The following is a 24,711-nucleotide window of genomic DNA, read 5'->3' on the forward strand; positions in this document are numbered from 1 at the left end:
CTGTGAATCATCACTCCTAAGAGTGCTTAAGAGTACAAGCTACATAGAGAATGGGACAGAGTCAACCACAGACGAAAAACCCCTCGCTAAGAGGGGTCTTCCGACACTAATTTTAGACCCTTACGGGCCCATAGCTCAACGGTTAGAGCACCGCACTCATAATGCGTAGGTTCCAGGTTCAAATCCTGGTGGGCCCACTCAGTTGCGTTCCTCCATCATACTCTGTATCCTACTGACAGCAACCCAACATTCGCAGGGTCTGCGTTCCCTAGAAGAAATTTATTCTCTCAAATTTGGAATGAACCGAGACGAGGTTGTGGCGGCGGTGGAGTCTATGAGTGATTCAGCCGTTACTGAAGTTGAACGCAAAGGCTATCTCATTTTTTCAACAAGAAACGCCAAGGTTGATAAAAATCGGAACACAGACCAGTTGAGGTTGTTTATTGGGAATGAGTCAGGTCTTTTCGCCGTTGAGGAGGAGATTTTTCTCAGATGGGATCACCAGCGCCCGGACAGTGAAAATATGGAGGCACACAGGATCTCTCTGGAGGAAATCCTGAATCGGCTAAAAAATAAATACGGCCCTCAGAATTTGCTAGAAGAGACGGAAATTGGCGTGCGGTACAGAAAAACCAATTTTGTTTCATCCTCATGGAAATTCGCCAACAACCGCTGGGTTCACGTCATGTATGAACCTCAAGACTGGGAACTTTTCCCTGAGATGATGAAGATTGTGATTATCTACAGGGATGCGGGCCTGGACACGAGGCCGAATTAGCCGGACAAATCGCCAAGCTCTTTAAGGAGTTCAAAACGGTAGATCCCTGAATCGTGGCCGTCCCCCCATGTAAGCTGGAGGGCATAGTAACCCACCGGTTTTACACGCAGAAGATTTTGGCCGGCTTCTCTCTTTGGCTTCCCTGATCCCACATACAGATTGCCTAGGGCGTCTGTTTCGCCAGAACATTCGGCACAGGGACAGTTGTTCCTGAGTGTTTCGAAAGAGATGTATGACTCCTCCCCGTTCTCCCATTTTATGACCAGGAGATCGTTGACAATTTCAAACTTGTCAAGTGAGATAAAGGTCACAGTTTCACTCTCTTGTTTCACGCGTTGACAACGGTTAAATTTGCCTCCCTCGATAGGGACAATCCAAGAGTCAATCTTGGGTTCGTAGCTCAGTTGGTCAGAGCGCTGCGCTCACATCGCAGAGGCCGTAGGTTCAAATCCTGCCGAACCCACAAATGTTGAGCGCAAAAACAAACCTGCTGCTAATCTGTCCTTTCATATTCAAAACAGGCTGTCGAACCTTCGAGGTCCAGCCTACCTAGCGTGATAGAGCTTGGCAAAAACTTCGGTTTACAAGCTCTCAATCAAAGATTGTTCTTTTCGCACTTTCAGGTGCGTTTTTTATTCACGTATGAGTAACAGTATGAGTCTACTTGAACAGTTGATCAAGCTTCAGGGAATTGACACCGCCATCATGGAGATTGAGGAGCTCCAAGGCGATCTACCCATGAAAGTTAAAGAACTGACCACCATCATGTCAGAGCTGGAAGCAACCATCATCTCGGCGGAGTCAAAACTCACTGAAATTGAAATTGAGATCAGGAAAATGCAGACTCTCGAGCAACAACGAAAAGACAAGATTGACCAGCTTCAGGATCAGCTCTATCTCGTAAAGACCAACAGAGAATATGACGCTCTCATGGCTGAGATTGACTTTCTTAAGGTGGAGCTCGATAAGGAGGAAATGTGGGAACTGGAATTGAGCGAGGAAAAAGACCAGCTTACTGAACAACTCGAAACTGATAAGTCCAAGAATGAAGAGATGTCCCAAGAGCTTGGAACTCAGAAAAAAGAGCTTGAGAGTCATATTTCTGAGACTGAAGAGGAATACACTGAACTTTCTAAGTGCCGGGAAAAGGTAGTCACAAACATTGATCAACAGAACCTGACGTTATACGATCGGGTTCGCGGCGCAAGGGAAGGTGTGGCAGTGGTACCTGTAGTGAATCACGCCTGTGGCGGCTGTCATTCCCGGATTCCTTCTCAGCTCGAAGCGGAAATTCGAAGCGGCGACACTATGAAACAATGCAACAGTTGCCGAAGAATTCTCTATTGGGAAGAAGCTGAAGTTCTTTCCTAACTTTTAATTGCTATTTGATATCAGAGCCGGTCGTGTGGTTACCTTGTCTGCCTGCCGGCGGGCGGGGAGGAAAGTCCGAACACCACAGGACAGGATGCCTCCTAACGGGAGGGGTTCCGGTACTTCTGTCCCGGGGCACGGAAAGTGCAACAGAGAGCAGACTATCCCGTGTTCGGGATACAGGTGAAACGGTGGTGTAAAAGACCACCAGTCCCGGTGGAAACACCGGGAGCTTTGTAAACCCCATCCGGTGCAAGACCAAGTAGGAGAGCATGAGGTGGTCCGCCTCACTATGACTCTCGGGTTGGTCGCAAGATCCCGACCGCGAGGCCGGGACCAGGTGAATGATCACAGTCTCGATTCTTCGGGATACAGAATTCGGCTTATAGACCGGCTCTGATAAAATTGTTCCTCTACCTAATTATGGCCACCTGGAAGATTAAGGCTCCCGACCCCTCCCTCGTCTTCCACCTAGTTAAAGAGTTCAAGACATCCGAGATTATCGCCCGCGTTCTGGCGAATAGAGATATTGAATCACTGGAATCATCAAGGTCGTTTTTCGACCCAAAACTTTCTCATCTCCACGACCCCTTTCTCATGAAAAATATGGATATCGCTGCCGGAATGGTGGCGGAAAAAGTAAAGAGCGGTGGCCGGATTTTCATTTTCGGCGATTATGATGTAGACGGTACCACCGGATCGTCAGCCCTCTTTCTTTTCCTCACATCATTAGAGTGTGATGCCAAAGTGTACATCCCCGACCGGATGAAGGAGGGGTACGGTCTATCCAGAGAGGGCATCGATGTCGCCAAAGACTGGGGCGCTGACCTGCTCATCAGTTGCGACTGCGGGATCAATGCCACAGATGAAGTGGCTTACGCCAACGATCAAAACCTGGAAGTGATCATCACCGATCACCACATGCCTGATGAAAATCTTCCTGAGGCTACCGCTATCCTGAACCCGAAACAGTCCGACTGTTCATATCCATTCAAAGGTCTTTGCGGTGGTGCTGTTGTCTTTAAACTGATTCAGGCCGTATCGCAACTACTTGAGCTGGATGATGATCTAGCCCATCAATATATCGATCTCATCACACTTGGGACGGCTGCGGATATTGTACCACTGACGGATGAGAATAGGATAATTGTAAAGCACGGTCTGAAAAGCTTGACAAATACAAAAAGACCCGGCCTCCGGGCATTACTGGAAGTAAGCGGCCTTGGGGAAAAGGAACTGACTGTCGGCAGGCTCCTTTTTTTTGTTGCGCCCAGAATTAACGCCGCCGGTCGACTGGGTGATGCCATTAGGGCTGTACAACTTATGAGTACAGAAAACTTGTCTGAATCCCTGAAACTGGCACAGGAACTGCACGAGGAGAACCGCCAGCGGCAGGACATTCAGCAGTCCATGGTGAATGAAGCCATCATGAAGGTCAACGCCGAAGTCGACCTGGAGAAAGAGAAGGCCATCGTCTTGTGGGATGACAATTGGCACGAGGGTGTCATCGGAATTGTGGCATCCAAGATTAAAGAAACGTATCACCGTCCTGCCGTTATTATATCCTTATCCAATGGCACAGGTAAAGGGTCCGCCAGGAGTGTTAAGGGATTCGATCTTTATGAAAACCTGACCGAATGCAGGGAATTACTGGACGACTACGGAGGGCATCCCATGGCAGCCGGCCTCACAATTAACCGGGAAAATTTGGATGATTTCCGGTCACAATTTTCTACCCTTGCCGGTAAGACTCTTGCCGATGACGATCTCGTAAACTCACTTGACATTGAGGGAGAAATGGACTTAAATCTCATTGACAGCAGGTTCATGGATTTCCTGGAAAAGCTTGCACCTTTTGGCCCCGGAAATATGACTCCTAAATTCATCACAAGGCATGTAACTCCCGCCGGAAATCCACGACTCGTAGGGAATGGTGATCACATCAAATTTCGCGCGAAACAAGGTGAAACAAGTTACGATGCCATAGGATTCAACATGGGCAAGCATTATGAGAAACTGATTACGGGAAAATTCATTGACATCGCCTATGTTGTGGAAAAAAATGAGTGGCAAGGAACAACATCAATACAGTTGAATATCAGAGACATTAAGTAGAACCGACATGATCAGATCAAAAATCAAAGGTGTTGGCCATGCCGTACCCGAACGGGTGGTAACCAACGCTGATCTGGAAAAACTGATGGATACCACTGATGAGTGGATCACCGAAAGAAGTGGCATTAAGAAAAGACACCATGTAGACGGCGATATCTCCGCTTCAGATCTCGGCGTGGAAGCGGCACGAAGTGCTTTAGAGATGGCACAAGTGAAACCTGAAGATGTGGAATTGATTATCTTCTGTACTATTTCATCAGATTATTTTTTCCCGGGCAGCGCGGTACAAATCCAGGAAAAGATGGGGATGAAAAATATAGGTGCTTTCGATCTTCGGGCGGCTTGTTCAGGGTTCATTTACGGTCTCTCCGTGGCTGATCAGTTCGTTCGCACAGGTGCACATAAAACAGTTCTTCTCATTGGTGCTGAAGTTCAAAGTGTTGCCCTCAAATTCGATACAGAGCACAGGGATATGGCTGTCCTTTTCGGCGATGGTGCAGGCGCAGTTTTGCTCCAGCCAAGTGATGATGAGGGCGGTGTGCTTTCCACACATCTCCACTCCGACGGTGCACATTTGAAAGACCTGTGGCTACCGGCGCCCGGAAGTAACTACAATCCGTTTATGAGTAAGGATTTAATTGATAAAGATTTGCACACACCTTCTATGAACGGACGCGAAGTGTTCAGGGGTGCCGTCACCCGGTTTCCTGAGGTCATTCAGGAGGCACTTGATCATAACAACCTTTCCATGGAGGATGTGGCACTCATAATTCCCCATCAGGCCAACTTGCGGATAAGCCAGGCAGTTGCAAAACGTATGGGAATCGGTATGGACAAGGTTTACAGCAATATTCAAAGATTTGGCAATACCACAGCCGCTTCTATTCCCATCGCCATGTCGGAGGCTCTCAGCAAAGGCAAATTCGGTGCCGATGACAACATTATACTTGCCGCATTTGGTGCCGGATTCACCTGGGGTTCGGCAGCTATTCGTTGGTAACGGAAGCTGAACAGTAATAGATTCAGTTCTTACTTAAGACCACCAGATTACCGTGATCGATTTTTTCCTTTCTAAAGAACAGCGGATGATCCGCGAAATGGTTCGCGATTTCACAGCAAATGAGATTGCTCCCATTGCCGCCGAATTGGATGAGAAGGGAGAGTTTCCTGCTGAAATCATCGCAAAAATGGGAGAGCTGGGTCTCATGGGTGTTCCATTCCCGGAAGAGTATGGCGGCGCCGGTATGGACTATGTGAGTTACACAACAGCTGTCTATGAGATAGCTAGGGTGTGTGCCTCAACTGCTATTACCATGGCTGCGCACACATCCCTCGGAATGACACCCATATACCTTGTTGGCAGTGAAAAGCAAAAACGGAAATACATACCTCCCCTCGCTTCCGGGAAAATGATTGGAGCATTCGGCCTGACTGAAGCAAGCGCCGGTAGCGATGCGGCTGCTACCAAGACGACTGCAGTGAAGGAAGGCGATGAATGGATCATCAACGGAGGCAAAGTTTTCACCACAAATGCCGGTGTAGCAGGTGTCCTTTCAATTACTGCAAGAGTAATTGAGGATGATGAAAAACAGGGGATTGGCGCTTTTATTATAGAAACTGACAATCCGGGCCTAAGGATCGGGCCGAAGGAAAAGAAGATGGGATGGAACGCCTCCGACACGCGGCAAATTTTCTTTGAAGACCTCCGGCTTCCTGATGAACAGCGCCTTGGCGAGCCGGTTGATGGTTTTAGGACATTCCTGAAGACGCTGGTGGGAGGCCGGATTTCTGTGGGCGCCCTCTCCTGCGGAACGGCGGAAGGAGCATACACAGCCGCTCTAAATTATTCTCACGAGAGAGAAGCTTTTGGCAAACCTATCCATAGGTTTCAATCCGTCGGGTTCAAATTAGCCGATATGGCCACTGAGATTGAAGCGTCGAAGTTGCTTGTTTACCAGGCGGCTAAGAAGTACGATGAAGGACACAATGTTGTTAAGGAAGCTGCCATGGCAAAACTGTTCGCCTCCGAAACAGCCATGAAAACAACTACAGAAGCGATTCAAGTTTTCGGTGGTTACGGATACATAAAAGAATATCCCGCCGAGCGGTTTTTCCGGGATGCCAAGGTGCTCACTATCGGCGAAGGAACCAGTGAGATCCAAAAGATCGTTATTCTCCGGGAAATCCTTAAATCCCTTGATACCACCATTTCTGTTTAACTTTCAGTCGTTATGTCTCCTCTCCACCTGAGACGAACAAGAAAAAAATCCAGAGAGGAAAAAAGGACGGTCATCAACCGCATCCTGATCTTGGTAGGTCTTGTTGTGGCCGTCTCCTTCTTCTTCCCCAGCGGCAAAGCCTTGGAGTACAACTATGAACTGGGTGACGTGACCCGAGAGGAAATTGTTGCCGAATTCAATTTTCCCATCCTTAAACAAGAACAACAATTGGAAAATGACCTTTCGGAAGCCATCAGGATAGAGGCATTTCGGTTCGAGCGCCGGCAGGAAATTGTGGAAACTCAGTCAACAGAGATTGAGCAGTTCATGGTCGCCATAACTCATTTGTCTAAAGCGAGGTCATCTTATCAGGAAACACTTCAACTTCTTTGGGAGAAACGGTATGGCGAGGAGGAGGAAAAAATTAAGACTCGAGCTGTCACCGACAGCGCTGCCCTTTCCGTGCTGGAGGAAGAATTCACCGGGAAATATCCTTTTGACCTGAACGACCCGGAGTGGAATCAATTCATCTCCATGGAGCATGAGGACGGAGAAGAGATCTACCTCGATTCACTGACAATGACGATCTTAAACATCGCCAGAAATAGATGGGCTGTAGGGATATTTGACATAACGAAAGATGAGATAGAAAGCAACGAGATTGCTGTGGCATCGAAAGATATTTCTGAAATCATGGCCAAGACAGATTTTAACGACCTCGAAGAGGCTTGGACTGAAGCGAAAAAAGAGGTAACTGACGCTTTTCCTGAGAATGAATTGCTCCGGAACATCGGCTACAAGATCATTGTGGATTTCTTGAAACCAAATGTGATCTTTGACAGAGAATTGACTGAGCAACGACAGAATATCGCTACGGCAAGGGTTCCTCGCTATCAGGGAATTATCATGCAAAATGAGCGAATCATTGATGCCAATACACGTGTCACTTCTGAAACACTGCTGAAATTGCATTCTTATCAACACGCCATTGAACAACAGGAACGGGCTGAAAGAGGTTTGGCTGCTGTGCTCCCGTGGCTCGGCCGGTTCATTCTTGTGACTGCCATTCTTTCACTCTTTTTCGCTTCTATGAGAACATATCGGCCCGATCTTTTCTATAAGAACAATATCCTCCTCCTGTTCAGCACTCTATTTTTACTCATTGTGGCGCTGTCTCATCTATTTGTTCTCACATTCGATTTTTCTGAATATCTCATCCCGTTCACAGTGGGCGCCATGGTTCTGACAGTCCTGTTCGATGGTAGACTTGCTATGACTGCTTCTGTGGCGCTGGCGGTACTTGTGTCATTCATCATTGGAGGCAAACTGGATTTTGCTATCATCGCGCTCTTTACCAGCATGGCAGCCATCTACGCTGTGAGGCAGCTGAGAACAAGAGCTCAACTGTTTACGGCCATTCTTTTCATCATTATTAGCGGCACCGTCACCCTTGTGGCCATTGGTATCATCAAACGACTCCACTGGACAGACATCGGAAACAATATGCTCTACATGACCATCAGCGGTGTACTGGCACCTTTTATTACATACGGCATCAGCGCACTGTTTGAAATGATTTTCGGAGTCACTTCCGATTTGACTCTCCTGGAACTTACTGATTTTAACCATCCCCTTCTCAAGAAACTCTCCCAAGAGGCTAACGGTACTTTCAATCATAGCGTCGTTGTTGGGAATCTGGCCGAGTCGTGCGCTAATGCTGTGGAGGCCAACCCTCTGCTCTCTCGGGTCGGGGCTTACTATCACGATATCGGCAAACTGACGCGACCTGAATACTTCATTGAAAACCAGTTCGGAGGTGAAAATCCGCACGACTCTCTTACACCGTCACTTTCATCCAAGATCATCGTAGGTCACGTGAAAGATGGTATAAAGCTTGGAAATGAATATCGCCTGCCTCCAGCCGTAGCCGACTTTATCCCCATGCACCACGGTACATCGCGTATCGATTACTTCTATAACAAAGCCCTGGATCAACAGAGCGAAGAAGCGGGAACATTAAGCGAGGAAGATTTCAGATATCCCGGTCCAAAACCCAATACCAAAGAGACAGGGCTCCTTATGATCTGCGAAGCTGTAGAGGCGGCGGTCAGATCCCTCAAAAACCCAACCCTCAACAAAATTGAATCTATGGCGGACAAGATCATTGAAAAGAAATTGAAAGAGGAGCAACTGGATGAATGTCCTCTAACAATGAGTGATCTGAGAAGAATAAAGGGTGACGTAGATGGCCGACATGGTATGATGTCTGTTTTCCGTGGCATTTACCACCTGAGGATCGAATATCCCGATCAGAAGGAGGAACTGCAGGAAGAAAACGTCTCTAAATGATCTCCATAGATGTTGAAGTGGTCGATGATGAGTATGAGATCGACCCAGCTCCTGTAAAATCACTCGCTCAAAACATACTCTCTCGTGGGGGTCAGTCAGATGGTCAGTTAACTGTCATCTTTGCACATGATGAGCTGCTGAGAGAGCTGAAGAATCACTATTTCAATAAAGACGTTTACACGGACGTCATCGCCTTTCGATTGGATAAAAGCGGTGAGCCGTTTGAAGGCGAGGTTTACATCTCGCCAAAAAGGGCCGCCGAAAACTGCACAAAATTCAGCGAACCGCTGGAGCGGGAGCTTGCAAGACTTGTCTGTCACGGATGCCTTCATCTGTTGGGCCGCAACGACAAGACGGAAAAACAAAAGGCCTCTATGAAGGAAGAAGAAGACCGACTACTTAAGGAATTTGCTCTCAAACAAATCCTGATACAGTGATCCTGGAGAAGATTGTCCTTTTTCTGGTCCTTCTCGCCCTGTCGGCACTCTTTTCAGGAGCCGAGGCAGCCTACTTTTCTCTGAAGAGAACGAGACTTTCCGGCCAACAGAACCGGCGAACGTTAGCGCTACTTGAGAATCCAAGGCACCTCCTCATTACTCTCCTCACTGGTAACACAATCGTGAATACCGTCATGGCGATCCTTGCAGCACTCATCACCGCCGACATCGCGGTAAAGCTCGACGTGAATGTGGCCCTTCTCATGGTTGTGGAGACAGTAGTTATCACACTTACGATTTTGTTGCTCAGCGAGATCACACCGAAAATAATGGCGATTCGGAATTCCGAGCGTTTCGCCAAAACAGTTTCGTTGCCCATCCGGATACTTTCGCTTATCCTATATCCCATAGCAATCCCACTCTACGGCTTTACCCATCTCCTGGCAATAATCCTGCCTTTCAAGAGAGAGTCCCTTTTCGACTCGGAGGACGAACTGATGACTCTGGCCGACCTAGGTGCCGAGAGCGGCTCCATTGAGCAGGAAGAAAGTGAAATGATCAAGTCAGTATTTGACTACGGGGACACTACCGTTCGGGAAATCATGGTACCAAGAATTGATGTAGTGGGTATTGATCGCGAAGTAGCTCTTGAAGAAGCCATCAAAACTATCAAAGAAACGAAGTTCTCAAAGTTCCCCGTGTACAACGGTAATCTCGATTCCATCGAGGGAATTCTATATGCCAAAGACGTCCTTTCGCGAATGAACAGTACCAGCAAAGATCCCGACATAATCTCGCTCTGCAGAGAACCGTACTTTGTACCGGAATCGAAGCAGATCGATTTGCTCCTTAAAGATTTCCAGCGCCGACGAGACAATATTGCCATTGTTGTGGACGAGTACGGCGGAACTGCGGGTTTGGTGACCGTGGAGGATATTGTGGAAGAGGTAGTGGGTGAGATTCGTGATGAGTTCGACAAGGAGATACCCATGATCTTCTCAACGAGAAATGACAGCTGGCTTGTGGATGCCAGGATCCCCATTAATGACCTGGAAGACGAACTTCCCATCTCTTTTGAGAAGGAACGTGAATTCGACACGCTGGGCGGATTCTTCTTCTCTGAGTTCGGAGACATTCCACTGGTGGGTACATCCATTACACATGACAGTTATAGATTTCAAGTTCGAACCATGGAAGGTAACAGAATTCTGAAAATCGAAATTTCAAAAGAGGAGACACCGGATGAATAACGGTGAGCGATTTGAAAAACTTGTGAGAATTGTAAAAACACTCCGTAGCGATGATGGATGCCCGTGGGATCGGGAACAGACACACGACTCCCTACTTCCTTATTTTCTGGAAGAAGCCTATGAGGTTATGGAAGCTGTAGACAGTGAAAACTGGGGAGCTCTCTCTGAAGAGCTTGGCGATATGCTTCTTCATGTCCTATTTCAGGCGGACATCGCCGAACAGGATAGTGAATTCAAGCTCGAAAAAGTGATTGATCAGGTCAGTAAGAAACTGGTACGGCGCCATCCTCACGTGTTTGGAGACAAGAAGGCGGACGGTCCTTTCCACGCTAAGCAAAACTGGGAAGCGGCCAAACAGGCGGAAAAGAACCGGGAATCAAGACTGGATGGGGTCCCCGTCACACTCCCCGCTCTCGTCAGAGCTCAGCGATTGCAAGAAAAGGCTGCCTACGTTGGCTTCGACTGGAAAGAGACGGACCAGGTGTGGAATAAAGTTCACGAAGAACTGGAAGAACTGAAAGACGCAGAATCAACTGGAGTAAGAAAACACATCGAAGAAGAAGTGGGTGACCTCTTTTTTGCCCTTGTCAATCTGTGCCGATTTCTCAACGTCTCAGCAGAAGATGCTCTGAGAAAGGGGAATCAGAAATTCACCAGACGGTTTCAGGCAGTGGAGAAAGAACTGAAACAACGTGGGACAAATCTTGAAGAAACTAGTTTAACGGAGATGGATGAGATTTGGAACAGTCAGAAAGAGACTGCTTAGGGCCTATCCCTCAACAATCTTGATATAAACTTTTCTTGTTCGGGGTCCATCGAAGTCGCAGAGAAAAATTCCTTGCCATGTTCCCAGAACAAGTTTCCCATCTTCGATAAAAATGTTCTCCGATGAACCGATCATGCTGGTCTTGATGTGACTGTCGGAATTCCCCTCGTAATGTTTGAAACCACCATCCTGTGGAACCAGTTTGGCAAGATGCATCTTAATATCCCGGGCCACATCTGGATCAGCGCTTTCATTGATGGTGACGCCGCACGTCGTGTGGGGAACATAGACGGTGACCGTGCCGGTGGTGACGCCACTTGTTTTAACCTCGTTCGCCACTTGTGAGGAAATATCCACAAGGTCGACGCGCTCATTTGTCTTTATAGAAAGAGTGCTCATCAATTATTTGCCGCAGAGGTACTTAGGCTCACAGATAAAGTTAAACACATTTATCTCGCATGCTTGTATCCGAAAACTCTTTGTGTCTCTGCGCCATTGTGGCTAAAAATAAGCGGCCACACCGAATTGGACGCCCGCAGTCCGGACAAGATTATCGGTGAAGTCTCTCATCCAATTGTATTGATAGACGATCTTGAGCACAGCGTTTTCCACCGGTCGGAAACTGTTAGCTATAGTTAATCTTACCGTCTCATCGCCGATGTTTGTCTTCGTCGATTCAAACTTGCCCACATTTAAGTCTACCTTTTCAAGCCGCACTGTGGCGATCATCCTGGAATTGTCGAAACCGAAAATTCGGCCTCGGAGATAATCAAAGTTGATCTCCGTATAGACACCCCACTGCTCTTGTCCGAACAGTTCATCCAATCCTTCCGGTACATCCACAGTGGCGGAAACAAACTCACTTCTCAAGTGGAAGCGCTTGATCTTGAGATCATAATCTGTGGCGATGATGCGGAGGTTTCGCTTTTCGTCCACCATCATCCCCTCCATCTGATAAGAGTTATATACGCCCCCATAGTAGGAAAAGCCCACCTCACCGAAAGAGCGGTTCTCCACCTTCAGTCGTCCCGTGAATGAAGGTACGCCGTTGTTATCCTCTTCCAAGATCTCCATGGACTTACCGCCTGAGATGCGCGTCGCGGCGTCTTCGTTGGCCACGATGCCATCTCCAAGACCGTTTACCATGTAGATTTCGTAGCCGAGGCGATACCGGCGATTGAGATACCGCTGGCCGAAGAAACCCATCCCCATTTCAGAGAGCGTCGCAGGAATGATCTGAGTTGAGACGAGGGGGCGATCGATGATGTTGTACTTGGGGCTGTCGTGCTCAACATTGAAGCGTCCCAGGGGCGGCAACAGGACGCCCATCCTGAAATTGAGAAGGGGATCAAATGTCATGTCGAGAATGGCTGTCTCCAACGCGATCTCCTCCGTGCCGTGTTCGAACTCAAGCTCGGAGAAAAAACGGATGTTCCCAGAGATGGCTGAGTAGAGAAAAATGTTGAATCGTCTCGCTTCGAATGAGAGTCCCTCAGTGATACCCTCTTCCACAAAGTAGTTGCTGTTTGCCTCAAAGTAGCCTCCGATGGCGGCGTTGGCACCAAAGGAGGAGACGAAGGGGCGATCGTATATCCTGTGCTGTGTTGAGTCAGTTTGTGCCGAAAGCAAGGCACCGCTCAGGAGGCAGACCAAAACGATTCTGATCGGTTTCACGGTTCCAGCGAAATAACGAGGTTCCCCTCGCCAACTTTAGTAATAGGGAACGATTTTAGATTGACTTCTGCTGGACCTTTCAGCACGGTGCCGTCAAAATCGAACTGGCTTCCATGGCAGGGACAGTCAAGGGAGTACTCAAATACCTGCGGCCGGCACGCCTTGTGAGTACATCGTAAAAGCACTGCCGTATAACTGCCGTCTTCATCTTTGTGAACAGCGATGGGCGACTTCAGAAATCCTGTTTCGACAATCACAAAGGTTTGATCGGCGAACGCCTCTTCAGAAAACCGGAGGTCATTACCCTCTTGAAACGGTGTAATTGTCGGCACAGTTGAACAGCCGATGATCGTGAAGGACAGCCCCCCGCACAGAGTGGCAGCACCGGCACCGCATGCCGCCTTCATGAACTCCCGCCGACTCGGCATCAGAGCGACTCCAGAAATCTAATGATCTGCACCTGCGCCTCTTCAGCAAGCTCCTGAAAATTCGCCCTGCTATGGGCACCTTCGCCACCATGCAGGCGGATCACCTCTCTCAGATCCGAGTTTCGCCCATCATGGAGGTAATAGGGAACACCACCGAGGGTCTCCTTAATGAGACCAAGGCCCCAGAGTGGCGTGGTCCTCCATTCCGATCCCGTTGCACTCCCCTCAGGATAGTTGTCTGCGAGCTCATCTCCCATATCGTGAAGGAGCATATCTGTGTACGGATAAAACTTTTTGTTAGACAACACTTCAATGTCGGAATCGCCAGTCCTCAACTCAACAATGTGACAATCCACGCAACCAATTTCGGAGAAAAGTGCCTTTCCGGCCAAGACGTCTGAATCGTCCTCATGGCGGGGCGCCGGCGGTTTGAGTGTTCGAAGATAAAACACGACGTTAGACACCGTTGCCGATCCCACTTCCGGATCGGCCACACCGTCACCACTGAACTGGCCAGCGGCGGGGTTATGGAGATCGGTAGTGAAAAAATCCGAAGTGATCCCCATATCATCAATATACGCCCCGGCCGTTTGATGAAGCAGATCGATGGTGGTAGCCTTTCGACCAAATCTGCCCAAAAACTTCATGCCGTTGGGCAGATGGTGCGGTTTCGGTGAGAAGAACTCCGGTGGTGTGACATAATTGACACGCCCACTGATCCCATCCCCATCAGAATCATCGGGATCGGCCAGCGACAGTAGCGTGGAGTCGGGAACCGCCTCGAGAAATCCTATTCCTGCAACGATAGGCGCGCTCCGGACGGATACACCTGTGGCCGCCGAAGGAAGCACCTCCGCCGGATAACCGGGGATGGATCTGTCCTGAAGCTGTGGCCCACCGTAATCCTCCATATAATCGAATGAGCCGTCACCTAGCCTTCTTCCGAATCTTGTGAGGTTTGTAGCCGGATGCCCCTTTCCGTCACCGACGTGACAGCTGGCGCAAGAAGGCATGTTAAACACAGGGCCGAGCCCCGTCTTTGGTGAAAATATGTCACCAAACGCCTCATCGCCGGCGGCGAACGTCGCCTTCTGCGCTAGTGTGAGCTCTACTATTGGACCGTCTAAGATGAGATCGGCTTCAGTTTCCTCTGGGAAAAAACGGCCGCACCCGGAGAAAAAAAGCACAAGAAATATGAGACCGATGATGGAAAGCCGGTTCATTAGCGGAGATACCTATGGCTATCCCAGTCCCACATCAAGGGTCATCATGATAGTAAATCCAAGCATGGCGCCGATGGTGGCCAAATCTGTATTCCCTGCATACTGAGATTCGGGGATCACTTCCTCCACCACCACAAAGATCATGGCACCGGCAGCGAAGGCCAACGCGTAGGGCAAAATTGCCTGTGCAGAAATGACAATAACCGCACCGATCACAGCAGCAACCGGTTCCACTACTGCTGAAAGCTGACCATACCAGAAACTTTTAAATCGCGAAACACCCATACGCCTCAGAGGCATGGCAACTGCAAAGCCTTCGGGGAAGTTTTGGATACCAATACCAATAGCAAGTGCTATGGCGCCCACAAGTGTTGCCGAGGGCAGGTCGGCACCCAAGGCTCCAAAGGCGACGCCTACAGCCAACCCCTCCGGTGCGTTGTGGAGTGTAATGGCCAGCACCAGTAGGGTAGTTCTGTGCCACGCGGTCTCCACTCCTTCAGCTGTATCTTTTGGATAACCGATGTGAAGGTGAGGCAGGATCTTATCCATGATAAATAGCACCACACCGCCCAGCATAAATCCTACTGCCGGCGGGAGCCACGACGGCACGCCCATACTCTCGGACATCTCAATTGCCGGCTGAAGAAGTGACCAGTAACTTGCGGCAATCATGACGCCACCAGCGAAGCCGAGCATGGTATCCAGTATTTTCCGGCTCACCGTCTTAAAGAAAAAAACGGCCGAAGCGCCCAATGCCGTCATGCCCCACGTGAAGATGGTGGCAAGGAATGCCTGCATAACAGGTTCGAGAGAACTAAACCATCCGACCATTTCTGCTAATCTTTATTACTATCCTTCTGACTTATCCATAAAAATCGTGTCATAGAGTAACGCCGCTGCCGCACCTCCAAAAAGCGGCCCTATCCAATAAACTAGCTGATCACCCCATTGGCCACTCACCAAAGCGGGGCCAAAGGATCTGGCCGGGTTCATTGAAGCGCCAGTAAGGGGACCTCCAGCAAGAATATCTACAGTTACCACCAATCCTATTCCGAAACCAGCGATTGACTTAAAAGTACCTCGCCCATCCACAGCTGTCCCGAAAATGGCGGCAACAAGAAAAAATGTGAGTAGGAATTCGATCCCCACCGCCGCCGCCATATCCACACTTGGAGCAACAGACTGGCCTCCCAAAGATGCATTCATTGCACCTGGGACAAACTGTTTCAGTGCAAATGCCGCCAAGACCGCTCCCACCAGTTGGGAAACAATATAGAAGCCCCCTTCTTTTACATCAATCTTGCGAGTCACCAAAAAACCGAAAGTAACAGCTGGATTGATATGACCACCTGAGATGTGCCCAAACGCCGAGATAACAATAGCTACCGTCAGACCGTGGGCAAGTGCTATACCGATGAGTCCGGCCTGTCCATTGATGATGGCTGCTCCACCAATAAATGTGAGAAGAAAAGTCCCGATTAATTCTGCCAAACTCTTTTTGCCTAAATCATTCATGCTTATTGCTCCCTTTTGATTATTGTGACTTACAAATGCAATCTTCGCATGTCCCTGTGAGCTCCAAAGAAATATCAATGATCTTCAACCCAGAATTTTTTGTTAGAAGATCAATAATTTCTCGGTTTGAAACATCCACATTCTGTAGAATACCGCAAACATCACAACGGAAGTGTTGATGTCGGCCTGTCTCACAATCGTAACGAACCATCTTTCCATCCTGCACACAACTCAGTTCCCCCATTCCCACAAGTTGATTCAAGTTGCGATAGATCGTCCCCAAACTAATCTGAGGCATCCGCTTCCGCACTCGACTGTAAACATCATCAGCAGAAGGATGAAGATCCATTACTTTAACCGTTTGCAGAATGGTTTCTCGTTGTCTGCTGTATCTCATGCTTGGTGAGTTTAATAATGGGATCACGGTAAAACAATAGAAATAGTAATCATTACTATTCTTAAAACTTTTGTCTTGATTACAGGTTGACATTAAGTTAGAGTACACAGGAATTTGTCTGAACGAAACTTTATGAAGAAGGTGCTATTTCTTTGTACGGGGAATGCTTGTCGTTCCCAAATGGCGGAAGGGATTCTGAGAGATATGGTCGGTGACCGGTTTCAAGTTTTCAGCGCCGGTACTCACCCCATGCGGGTTCACCCTGCCGGCATAAAAGTGATGGCGGAATGGGGCATCGATATTTCACTTCACACCTCTGACCTTGTGGATGATTATCTAGGCGCCGGAATGGATATTGTCATCACCGTTTGTGATAATGCAAATCAACTGTGCCCTACTTTCCCAGGAGACGTAGAACGCATTCACTGGTCGATAGTTGATCCGTTCGTGAACTGGTCCGATGAGGATTATCTGCTGGAGCCGTACCGTCAGACCCGGGATTCGCTGCGGGCCCGGATTGAAGAATTCCTGGTTGACAGAAATTGAATTTGGTACATACGATCATCCTTCAGCTGGTTACCACAACACTGATGGGCCAGAATCGGCATCTACATTGTTAAATTTGCCGCTGTAGAACTGGGCAACTGCCAACAGGCCGAATGGGTGGAGACTGTGGTACTGGCTGAACCTTTACGATGATTGCATCTTGAAGAAACAGCAGTGTAAATTGATAGCTCGAGCGGAAACAAAGCCACTATTTTCGGCAAAAATTCAAGGTAAAAACATGACATGGCAGCACCTGTAAAAAAGAAAACCACCCAGTCCAGAAGGACTGCGAGTCGTGGTTATGTAAAAAAAGTAGATTATGAGAGGGAGCTATCTACACTTTTCCAGATTCTTGGGAATGAAAATCAAATCCTTATGCGGACGGATCAGAAAGCTTTTACACTGCTCTCCATTTTGGGTGTCTTTATGGTTTTCTTCATCGTTCACTTCTTGAAGGTACAGATGACCTGGTTAATTTTCCTGTTTGTGATGGTGTATTTTGTCGCGGCTCTGGTTAGCATCATAAACCTTATCCTTGTCATTGTTCCCAGAGTCCATACTGAAAAATCGAAGGAGCAGGATGAAGAATCAAATCCCCTTTTCTTTGCCGGTATAAGTCAATACAAGAGTGCCAGCGGTTATGCCAGACATCTCCGTTCAATAGCCCAAGACCGCGAACAGACAACTAATCTGTTTGCAAAGCAAGTCTACTCCCTCGGTATGATCAACACCTATAAGTACAAACATTTAAGGAATGCTATTACCGCCTTTATCGTAGCCATTTCAGCCGAACTTTCCATCATCATGGCCATGGCTTGGGCACGGTCTCTGCCCTTCTTGATCCAGAAGTTCCCGATACTCGAAAGCTATCTTTCGCTGTCTTTTTGAAAAAACTTCTTTTACTCTCATTGATATGCTTAATAGCTGGATGCACTGGTCCAGCACAACAGGGTGAACCGGGCCCACCAGGTCCTCAAGGCGAACCGGGCCCACCAGGAAAAAACGGTTCCCCTGGTAAACAAGGTCCTCAAGGATTACAAGGACCTGCCGGAGAGTCTGTCAACCCTGAACTGATGAGTAAATTGCGGAGTGCTTTAGAAGAAATTAAAAAGCGTGATAATTCCCCGGGAGCAAATCGGGAGACCATTGTAGCCGTTGTGTCCTACCAGTTTGGCATTGCCCCTCCCATTGTGGGTTTCGCTGCCATGACTAACCTTGGTAACATCTACAAAATGGCTAACAAGAATGTGCTCACCGTAGGTAACTCATTCAAGAAAACCATTCGTGTCGACAGCCGGGATGATTTTGTTTCGCTGGCGCTACTGCCCAGCCAAGATGGATCTCAACCGTTCTATCTGGCTATGACCAAGAACGGCCGCCATTATGTCTCCAAAGACCTGGATAGCTGGACCTACCAGTCCGTGGCCCCTCTTTCCAGGTAACCCCCTCCAATGAAATGAAAAAGGGCCCTTTTCGGCCCCTTTCTTAAGAATATTAGATCAGGAAAACAATTAGAATGCAAAACCTACTTTTAACTGCGTTTCGGCAAAACCACTTTTCCCAGCATAAATATCTTTGCCAACATTATAGCGAAAAATAAAATGTGTATCAAACATTAACACTTTAAATCGCAAACCAACTTGAGCGTGGAATGCACTTCCTTCCAATTTATTGTCATCTAAATAGGTAATAAGTTGATCCTCTAAATTAGTTGGTTCGAATGAGGTATTAATCAAATCGTCCCCCAACAGTTGTTTCACCATATCTACATTTGCTCTAGGAGTTGAAACATGATTAGTCATTCCCAAGCCAGCAGACAAAGCTGCTTTAGCGAGAATTGGGATTTTAAAAGACATTAGATCTTTTTTGACAGTAACTCCAGTTGAAGCTCTGCCCCAAACAAAATCAATTGAATCTATTGTAGCAAATTGATTCCCAAAACTGAAGTTATATAGTCCTCCTGCAATAGACCCTTCAGCTTCTACGGCCCATCCAGCAAAATCAAAAAAAACATACCCTCCAATACCCGCAGGACTTTCCGCCATCTCATAAGATTTAAGGTTAACGGCAAGAAGGCCTTCCCCATCAGTGTATTCATATGCTCCCAGTTTTGCAAAATCTCTTAAACCATGTATCCCAAAGCCAACAATCCCAAAAACTGATGTAGGCATGATACAAAGCAAACCCAGTGTGATTAATTTTGAAAAATGCATATTACCTCCAAAAATTTATCTAACATTATTGGAGTTTACACAAACTACCGCTCATAAATAAATCTTTACTTAGTTTGGTCTGGGGAATTCGTTATAAAATTGAAATTATTGATCAATTAAATCCCAGCGAAATAAATTATGGACAATTTCATTGATACTCCTTCGGCCCTTTGTCTAAATTGACCTTTCAACACTATCAGCCTGTGAAACTCTACACCCTTATTCTTGCATCGGCTTTTCCTCTGATAAATACCCTTACGGCCCAGGATTACGTCTGGCCGGTGAAACTGGGAAGGGTTGTCTCCTCTAATTTCGCTGATCCGAGGCCCAGACGTTTCCATGCCGGTCTCGACATATCTACCCAAGGGACAAAAGGACATGAGGTGGTGGCCATAGACAATGGCTATGTGGAACGAATAAGGGTCTCGTCTGACGGATACGGGCGGGTTCTTTACCAGAAACTGAGCGATAACAAGACGGTGGTCTATGCCCATCTAGACGGATTCACAGAGTTAATTGATGCAATCGTCCGTGTAGAGCAGGGCCGTAACCGGTCATACGAAATAGATAAATATTTCCGTGCCAACGAGATGCTTGTGAACAAGGGTGATTTCATCGGCTATTCAGGTGATTCGGGCGGCGCCTTCGGTCCTCATCTCCATTTTGAAGTGCGAGATACTCTCAACCGCCCAATCAACCCATTTACAAACGGCTTTGGTATGGATGACAGGCACAGGCCCAAACCGGATAGGCTCGCCTTCATTCCCCTCAGTATCGATGCAGTAATTAACGGCGGAACTCTGCCTCAAATCTTCCCTCTTCACAAGAAGAGCGCCGCACTGTATGAATTACCTGACACAATTCATGTATTCAACACTGTGGGGTTGGCGCTGTCTGCCATCGACGAGATCACAGGTTTTAACATCAAATACAACATCACCGGATGTGCCCTCTTTGTGGATGATGTTGAACAGTTCCGCCTTGAGTTTGACCATTACTCTTTCACAAAAAACCATCTCACGGAAATGACTGTAGATAACTCACTTCGGAGACTGAATGACGGCAATTTTTACCGCCTTTTCACCATGAGTAGTGAGGCTAAGTCAGATTTTGTAAAAGGGAATGGTCATGGAAGACTCACTCTTTCTCCAGGGTACCACACCATCTCACTGCGTCTATTTGATCATGCCCGGAATGTGTCACTTATTCAAGGGACTCTCTACTTCGCACCGCCAACCCGTGTGAGAGCTGAGATCCTTTCCGAGACAACTTCCACCATCACCATAGCTATACGTCCTGATGGAAGTCCTTTCCCCATCACCGATTTTGTCTGCTACGCTTTTAACGCTAAAGGGTATCCTGAAGTAAAAGTAGACGCTCTTTCGAAAGAAAGAGCAGACCGTGCACTCTTGGTTGAACTGCCCAAGAAGCTTACGAAAAACAGGATCCTTCAATTCATCGGAATTAACAGTTTGGGAGGAGTCAGTGAAGCATATCATCTTCCCTTTGTTGCTGAGGAGGCGGACCACATGACCACTTCCTTCCAGCTGTCTGTCTCCCACCTGGAAAAATCGGTGATTCTCGAAGTTGCGGCCCGGGGCTATTTCCAACAGACAGCAAACCTCTCTCTCAAAGGAAGCAAACTGGTTAACCTACCTTTGAAACAGGTGCGGCCCGGTGTTTTTCACTCCTCTCCGCTCAAGCCTCAGGATTTGGCGGGGAAGGAAGAAGCAACTTTTACTATCTCCAGTTCGGCTGTGCGGGAGATGAGGTTCCACCTCAACCCGGAACTTTCTACCGGTGCGGAGACAGTCACTGCTTTTTCCGGTGATGGGAAATGCTTTCTCAAAACCATGGAACACACCTTTTACGACACCACCGCTTTTTGGATCGAAGTTGTTGAAAATCCTGTACCCCTGGAAACAGGACGTTTTACGAGCCGGGTCTATCAGCTCCAGCCTTTTGACAGAGCGCTGAAAGACAGTGCCACAGTGAAAATTCTGCTGAAAAAATCTGAGTCTGCTGAAAAAAAGGGGGTTTTCTATTACGATCAAAAAGAGGGGTGGACTTACTTACCATCGAAGTTTTCCATAGTGGACCGATTATTTTCAGCGCCACTTTACAGTTTTGAAGCAGTGGCCGTAGTTGAAGATACCGTACCTCCCCGCATTCACGATTTCTCCCCGGGACCAAATGCCAACTATTCCAGCAAGGACTTCACCACAATTTCGGGAAAGGTTGAAGATGACTTGGCAGGCATCGGACGGGATAAGGATATACAGATGATCCTTGATGGAGAAAGTCTCTATTTCGAGTACCATCCCATAAAAAAAGAGGTTCGCTATCGATTAAACGGTCTCCTCGATGCGGGCCAGTATCAGCTGGTGATCACTGCCACCGATCAGGTAGGAAACAGGGCCACAAAAGAAATCACATTTTCAGTAAATTAGCGTGGAGCAATGATTCCCGTGACACTCCGGCGAATTAGATAAAATGTTCTTCCCATACCGCGCTGACAATCCCAGGGTCCTCATCCCTTATGTCACTTACGCTCTGGTGGCCATCAATGTGGCTGTGTTTTTTCTGCAGATGGTGGCACCGAGGGAATTAACCACTGTCTTTGCCATTATTCCAAAGATGGCGACTGTCGATTTTGGTCACTTCACCCTGACGCTTCTCACTTCCATGTTTCTTCACGGAAGTATCACTCACCTAGGAGGTAACATGCTCTACCTCTGGATATTCGCCGACAATGTGGAAGGAATCCTGGGTCACGTGAAATTTACCATCTTCTATCTTGCATCTGGTCTTGCAGCTGGCATAGTGCAGACCCTTGTGGACCCCATCTCTATCATCCCCATTGTTGGTGCCAGCGGCGCCATTGCAGGTGTCCTCGCCGCCTATATGATTCTTTTCCCCCACGCAAAAGTCCACACATTCCTTTTTCTCTTTTTCTACTTTACGTCAATCAGGATTCCAGCGTTCTATGTTTTGGGTTTCTGGTTTCTCATGCAACTCACCAACGGCTTGTCAGCCTTTGGGGTGGATACTACCGGTGGTGTGGCGTGGTTCGCTCACATCGGCGGCTTCCTGGCGGGACTTGGACTGATTCAGGTATTGCGAAGAATAAGGATCAAATCAATCTGATGGAGACCATTGTTAAAGCTGCCATCGAAGTGCGAAAATACGCCCACGCCCCTTATTCAAACTATACCGTCGGGGCAGCAGTTGAGACAGATGAAGGTAAAATTGTAACAGGTTGTAACGTTGAATCAAGCAGCTACGGCTTGACCATATGTGCCGAAAGAGCGGCGATATGTTCAGCCGTGGCTAAAGGTTACAAAAATTTCAAACGCCTCGCTATATCTTCCAAAGGGAGTGGTGGTCCTTGCGGTGCCTGCCGCCAGTTTATATGGGATCTTTGCGGTGATGTTCCCATCATCATCATAGGAGACGACGGCTCAACGGAAGAACTTCAAAGTGGGAACTTACTTCCCAGAGCTTTTGATGACAGCTCACTCACCAAAGGCAATTCAGACTAAATTTATTACTTTCCTCTAGCTTGATTTGCAATATAGGACTTATACTGGGCATCATTCTCGAGTATATCAAAAAAATTTAGAATATAATTCCTCGCTTTTGAAAATTCCCTTCGATCATCAAAATCATCTTCAAGACCATTTACTACAGCTAACATTTTGTCTTTGCTACCTAAAAATTGATTCCTCACTTCATCAAACACCTTTTGGTCTCTCTCGAAACCTCGGTATTTCCTCTCTGTTACATAAGAGATATTGAGTTTTTCATTAGCAACTGCATAGCTTGCATCAACCAATCCTGACATATCAAAATCATAAGGCAATGGAATAATCTTGAAATCAGCATAGAGAAGTTTCCCGTTATGTTGGTAAGCCACTGAAAAATCTGTATTCCCAATCATAAATTGAAAGAAAGCATTTTGCACCGAAGCCAATGGATCCATTGCCAATGGATGGATGAAACTTTCAACAACCTTGCCACCATTTCTTTTAGCAACTCTATTATCATCTTCTATCAAAAATGCCTTTAGTTGGTGACTTTTTGTTTTTCTTCCTCTTATTTCTTCAAAATCGAGGTTGAGTAATCTCGTTTTGAAATGATAAGGAGAAATCACTTCATATAACTTGTAAGCAAGATATTCTTGAAGAACATTATCATTGTTTTCTCGCTCCTTCAAGCAAGGAAGAACCAATTTCAGTTTCTTATTACCTTTAAATAACGTTTTTTTAGCATCAGATTTTTTTATCTCTATTTTTATGGGGGTATAAAAGCACGTCTTTCGCCTGAAATTTCCCCGGGCCCTTATGGCAACAGGAATTCCTTTCCATTCACTTTCATCATCTAAATAAGAAAGTTTTGTATCGATAAAAGTGGAATCGTTTGTATTTCGTTTAACATTCTTGATTGAATAACTCATCTTGACTAAAAGGGGTTCGTCATTCCGGAAAAGCTTTGTCACTTCTTCGAGTTCTTTCTCTCCCGCATCCTGAGCATTTAATCCAGCAAGAACCATCAAAAGAAACAGAATCCAGATGGATGATGTTATTTGTTTTATCATAGTTTTCCTTTTAAGTTATTTTCCCCCTGAAAATAATACTTGGGAATAGGTAGGAATAATCTTGATTAAGTTTCTTGGCATAATAAACCACCGTACCCTGATAGCGATGGTTATTACACTGGCTAGTTTGCTCTTCTCCTATCAATACACATTAATCTACAATATTGATTTAACATTAATAAGTATAGCTATAATCTTCCCACTGGTATTCACAATTCGCGGTTCTTTTCAAAGAAGAGAAAATGCTCTGGAACATTTAAGCCTTTTTAGGGGAGCTCTAAAAGCCATTTATTACTGCTTTATGGGTAATAAAAAGATGGACCAAACCAATAAAAACATAGTTTCAGGCATTCTTACTGATATCAGTGACAGTTTAATGGCACACCTCCAAGGCAATGATTTTGAAACCGACCAATTTGATAGAATTGTTAACCGAGTGTTTGAGTTTACAGAAGAACAAAAAGAATTTATATCGGAAAGACTCAGAATAAGGATTTATCGCTTTATGGAGCATGTACATGAGTCCATTGATAACCTGATAGCCATTGATATCCATAGAACTCCCATTAGTCTTAAAGCATATTGTGAAGCTTACATTTATATTTTTCCATTAGTCTATACTCCTACAATCATAAACAAGGTTGGATTGGATACCCCTGCTGTAATCACTTATTTTATTGTGTTGCTCAGCGAATTTATGTTGATATCATTGTACAACATTCAGGATCAACTGGAATATCCTTTTGACAAAGAGGGTCTGGACGATATCAATATTGAGATTTTTAAAATAGATCGCTAATTATAACCATAGATCTGTTACCGGGAGTTTCCGA

At 46.8% G+C, this 24,711-nt stretch carries 26 protein-coding genes, 2 tRNA genes and 1 other RNA gene; 19 read left to right on the forward strand and 10 right to left on the reverse strand.

The features are described 5' to 3' along the window. Window positions 1-124: 124 nt before the first annotated feature. Window positions 125-197 (forward strand) — tRNA-Met (locus tag EYO21_05080). A gap of 101 nt (window positions 198-298) precedes the next feature. Then, entirely contained in the window at window positions 299-778 is a 480-nt protein-coding gene (locus EYO21_05085; protein HIB03181.1) for a hypothetical protein, read from the forward strand. Here the strand turns inward: EYO21_05085 and EYO21_05090 are convergent. After that, the gene (locus EYO21_05090) at window positions 775-1,080 is read right to left on the reverse strand and encodes a DUF971 domain-containing protein (GenBank protein ID HIB03182.1); all 306 of its coding nucleotides are present in this window, start codon (window positions 1,078-1,080) and stop codon (window positions 775-777) included. The genes EYO21_05085 and EYO21_05090 overlap by 4 nt on opposite strands. 87 nt (window positions 1,081-1,167) lie before the next feature. On the opposite strand from EYO21_05090, the gene EYO21_05095 reads away from it, so the two are divergent. The 10 genes from EYO21_05095 (at window position 1,168) to mazG (ending at window position 11,285) form a co-directional block, all read left to right on the forward strand. Next, window positions 1,168-1,244 (forward strand) — tRNA-Val (locus EYO21_05095). A gap of 176 nt (window positions 1,245-1,420) precedes the next feature. Then, window positions 1,421-2,149, forward strand: coding sequence for a hypothetical protein (locus EYO21_05100; protein HIB03183.1), 729 nt, complete (start codon window positions 1,421-1,423; stop codon window positions 2,147-2,149). Window positions 2,150-2,171: 22 nt separating this feature from the next. Next, window positions 2,172-2,551, forward strand: an RNA gene (gene rnpB, locus EYO21_05105) — RNase P RNA component class A. A gap of 21 nt (window positions 2,552-2,572) precedes the next feature. Next, entirely contained in the window at window positions 2,573-4,264 is a 1,692-nt protein-coding gene (recJ, locus tag EYO21_05110; protein HIB03184.1) for a single-stranded-DNA-specific exonuclease RecJ, read from the forward strand. Between the two features lie 7 nt (window positions 4,265-4,271). Then, entirely contained in the window at window positions 4,272-5,264 is a 993-nt protein-coding gene (locus EYO21_05115; GenBank protein ID HIB03185.1) for a ketoacyl-ACP synthase III, read from the forward strand. Window positions 5,265-5,319: 55 nt separating this feature from the next. Beyond that, the gene (locus EYO21_05120; protein ID HIB03186.1) at window positions 5,320-6,483 is read left to right on the forward strand and encodes an acyl-CoA dehydrogenase; all 1,164 of its coding nucleotides are present in this window, start codon (window positions 5,320-5,322) and stop codon (window positions 6,481-6,483) included. Window positions 6,484-6,495: 12 nt separating this feature from the next. Continuing rightward, window positions 6,496-8,832, forward strand: coding sequence for an HDIG domain-containing protein (locus EYO21_05125; protein HIB03187.1), 2,337 nt, complete (start codon window positions 6,496-6,498; stop codon window positions 8,830-8,832). Beyond that, window positions 8,829-9,269: an rRNA maturation RNase YbeY gene (ybeY, locus tag EYO21_05130; protein ID HIB03188.1), complete on the forward strand. Its 441-nt coding sequence runs from the start codon at window positions 8,829-8,831 to the stop codon at window positions 9,267-9,269. The genes EYO21_05125 and ybeY overlap by 4 nt, the downstream gene beginning before the upstream one ends. Further along, window positions 9,266-10,519: an HlyC/CorC family transporter gene (locus tag EYO21_05135; GenBank protein ID HIB03189.1), complete on the forward strand. Its 1,254-nt coding sequence runs from the start codon at window positions 9,266-9,268 to the stop codon at window positions 10,517-10,519. The genes ybeY and EYO21_05135 overlap by 4 nt, the downstream gene beginning before the upstream one ends. Further along, on the forward strand, window positions 10,512-11,285 hold the full coding sequence (gene mazG, locus EYO21_05140) for a nucleoside triphosphate pyrophosphohydrolase (GenBank protein ID HIB03190.1): 774 nt from the start codon (window positions 10,512-10,514) through the stop codon (window positions 11,283-11,285). The genes EYO21_05135 and mazG overlap by 8 nt, the downstream gene beginning before the upstream one ends. Before the next feature lie 3 nt (window positions 11,286-11,288). Here mazG and EYO21_05145 read toward each other — a convergent pair whose 3' ends face one another. The 7 genes from EYO21_05145 to EYO21_05175 all read right to left on the reverse strand — a co-directional run bounded on the left by EYO21_05145 (window position 11,289) and on the right by EYO21_05175 (window position 16,522). Then, window positions 11,289-11,687, reverse strand: coding sequence for a YjbQ family protein (locus EYO21_05145; GenBank protein HIB03191.1), 399 nt, complete (start codon window positions 11,685-11,687; stop codon window positions 11,289-11,291). A 99-nt stretch (window positions 11,688-11,786) separates the two neighbouring features. Beyond that, on the reverse strand, window positions 11,787-12,959 hold the full coding sequence (locus EYO21_05150; protein ID HIB03192.1) for a hypothetical protein: 1,173 nt from the start codon (window positions 12,957-12,959) through the stop codon (window positions 11,787-11,789). Beyond that, a complete protein-coding gene (locus tag EYO21_05155) occupies window positions 12,956-13,387 on the reverse strand; it encodes a twin-arginine translocation signal domain-containing protein (protein HIB03193.1) in 432 nt (143 codons plus the stop codon). Before EYO21_05155 ends, EYO21_05150 begins: the two co-directional genes overlap by 4 nt. Further along, window positions 13,387-14,610, reverse strand: a complete 1,224-nt coding sequence (locus EYO21_05160) for a thiol oxidoreductase (GenBank protein HIB03194.1) — start codon at window positions 14,608-14,610, stop codon at window positions 13,387-13,389. Before EYO21_05160 ends, EYO21_05155 begins: the two co-directional genes overlap by 1 nt. 18 nt (window positions 14,611-14,628) lie before the next feature. Further along, the gene (locus tag EYO21_05165) at window positions 14,629-15,441 is read right to left on the reverse strand and encodes a ZIP family metal transporter (GenBank protein HIB03195.1); all 813 of its coding nucleotides are present in this window, start codon (window positions 15,439-15,441) and stop codon (window positions 14,629-14,631) included. Between the two features lie 18 nt (window positions 15,442-15,459). After that, window positions 15,460-16,125: an aquaporin gene (locus tag EYO21_05170; protein HIB03196.1), complete on the reverse strand. Its 666-nt coding sequence runs from the start codon at window positions 16,123-16,125 to the stop codon at window positions 15,460-15,462. Between the two features lie 19 nt (window positions 16,126-16,144). After that, complete coding sequence (locus EYO21_05175; GenBank protein HIB03197.1) at window positions 16,145-16,522, reverse strand: transcriptional repressor; 378 nt, start codon at window positions 16,520-16,522, stop codon at window positions 16,145-16,147. A gap of 132 nt (window positions 16,523-16,654) precedes the next feature. Here EYO21_05175 and EYO21_05180 point away from each other — a divergent pair, with 132 nt between their 5' ends. The 3 genes from EYO21_05180 to EYO21_05190 all read left to right on the forward strand — a co-directional run bounded on the left by EYO21_05180 (window position 16,655) and on the right by EYO21_05190 (window position 18,510). After that, a complete protein-coding gene (locus EYO21_05180) occupies window positions 16,655-17,068 on the forward strand; it encodes an arsenate reductase ArsC (GenBank protein HIB03198.1) in 414 nt (137 codons plus the stop codon). A 243-nt stretch (window positions 17,069-17,311) separates the two neighbouring features. After that, window positions 17,312-17,956, forward strand: a complete 645-nt coding sequence (locus tag EYO21_05185) for a hypothetical protein (GenBank protein HIB03199.1) — start codon at window positions 17,312-17,314, stop codon at window positions 17,954-17,956. Then, complete coding sequence (locus EYO21_05190; GenBank protein ID HIB03200.1) at window positions 17,953-18,510, forward strand: hypothetical protein; 558 nt, start codon at window positions 17,953-17,955, stop codon at window positions 18,508-18,510. Before EYO21_05185 ends, EYO21_05190 begins: the two co-directional genes overlap by 4 nt. A 69-nt stretch (window positions 18,511-18,579) precedes the next feature. On the opposite strand, the gene EYO21_05195 is transcribed toward EYO21_05190, so the two are convergent. Then, complete coding sequence (locus tag EYO21_05195; GenBank protein ID HIB03201.1) at window positions 18,580-19,281, reverse strand: hypothetical protein; 702 nt, start codon at window positions 19,279-19,281, stop codon at window positions 18,580-18,582. Between the two features lie 170 nt (window positions 19,282-19,451). Between EYO21_05195 and EYO21_05200 the strand changes: the two genes are divergently transcribed. Genes EYO21_05200 through cdd form a run of 3 tightly spaced genes read left to right on the forward strand, consistent with a single transcriptional unit; the run spans window position 19,452 to window position 22,823 of the window. Then, window positions 19,452-21,731, forward strand: a complete 2,280-nt coding sequence (locus EYO21_05200; GenBank protein ID HIB03202.1) for a M23 family metallopeptidase — start codon at window positions 19,452-19,454, stop codon at window positions 21,729-21,731. Window positions 21,732-21,774: 43 nt separating this feature from the next. Next, window positions 21,775-22,428 carry a rhomboid family intramembrane serine protease gene (locus EYO21_05205; protein HIB03203.1) on the forward strand — a complete coding sequence of 218 codons (654 nt, stop codon included), beginning with the start codon at window positions 21,775-21,777 and terminating at the stop codon, window positions 22,426-22,428. After that, window positions 22,428-22,823 (forward strand): cytidine deaminase, encoded by a 396-nt coding sequence (gene cdd, locus EYO21_05210; GenBank protein ID HIB03204.1) that lies wholly within the window; start codon window positions 22,428-22,430, stop codon window positions 22,821-22,823. Before EYO21_05205 ends, cdd begins: the two co-directional genes overlap by 1 nt. A gap of 5 nt (window positions 22,824-22,828) precedes the next feature. On the opposite strand, the gene EYO21_05215 is transcribed toward cdd, so the two are convergent. Next, window positions 22,829-23,878, reverse strand: coding sequence for a hypothetical protein (locus tag EYO21_05215; GenBank protein HIB03205.1), 1,050 nt, complete (start codon window positions 23,876-23,878; stop codon window positions 22,829-22,831). Between the two features lie 106 nt (window positions 23,879-23,984). On the opposite strand from EYO21_05215, the gene EYO21_05220 reads away from it, so the two are divergent. Then, window positions 23,985-24,677: a hypothetical protein gene (locus EYO21_05220; protein HIB03206.1), complete on the forward strand. Its 693-nt coding sequence runs from the start codon at window positions 23,985-23,987 to the stop codon at window positions 24,675-24,677. The last annotated feature ends 34 nt before the right edge of the window (window positions 24,678-24,711 follow it).

The organism is Candidatus Neomarinimicrobiota bacterium (genome assembly GCA_012964825.1).
Taxonomy (GTDB): Bacteria; Fidelibacterota; Marinisomatia; order Marinisomatales; family S15-B10; genus UBA2125.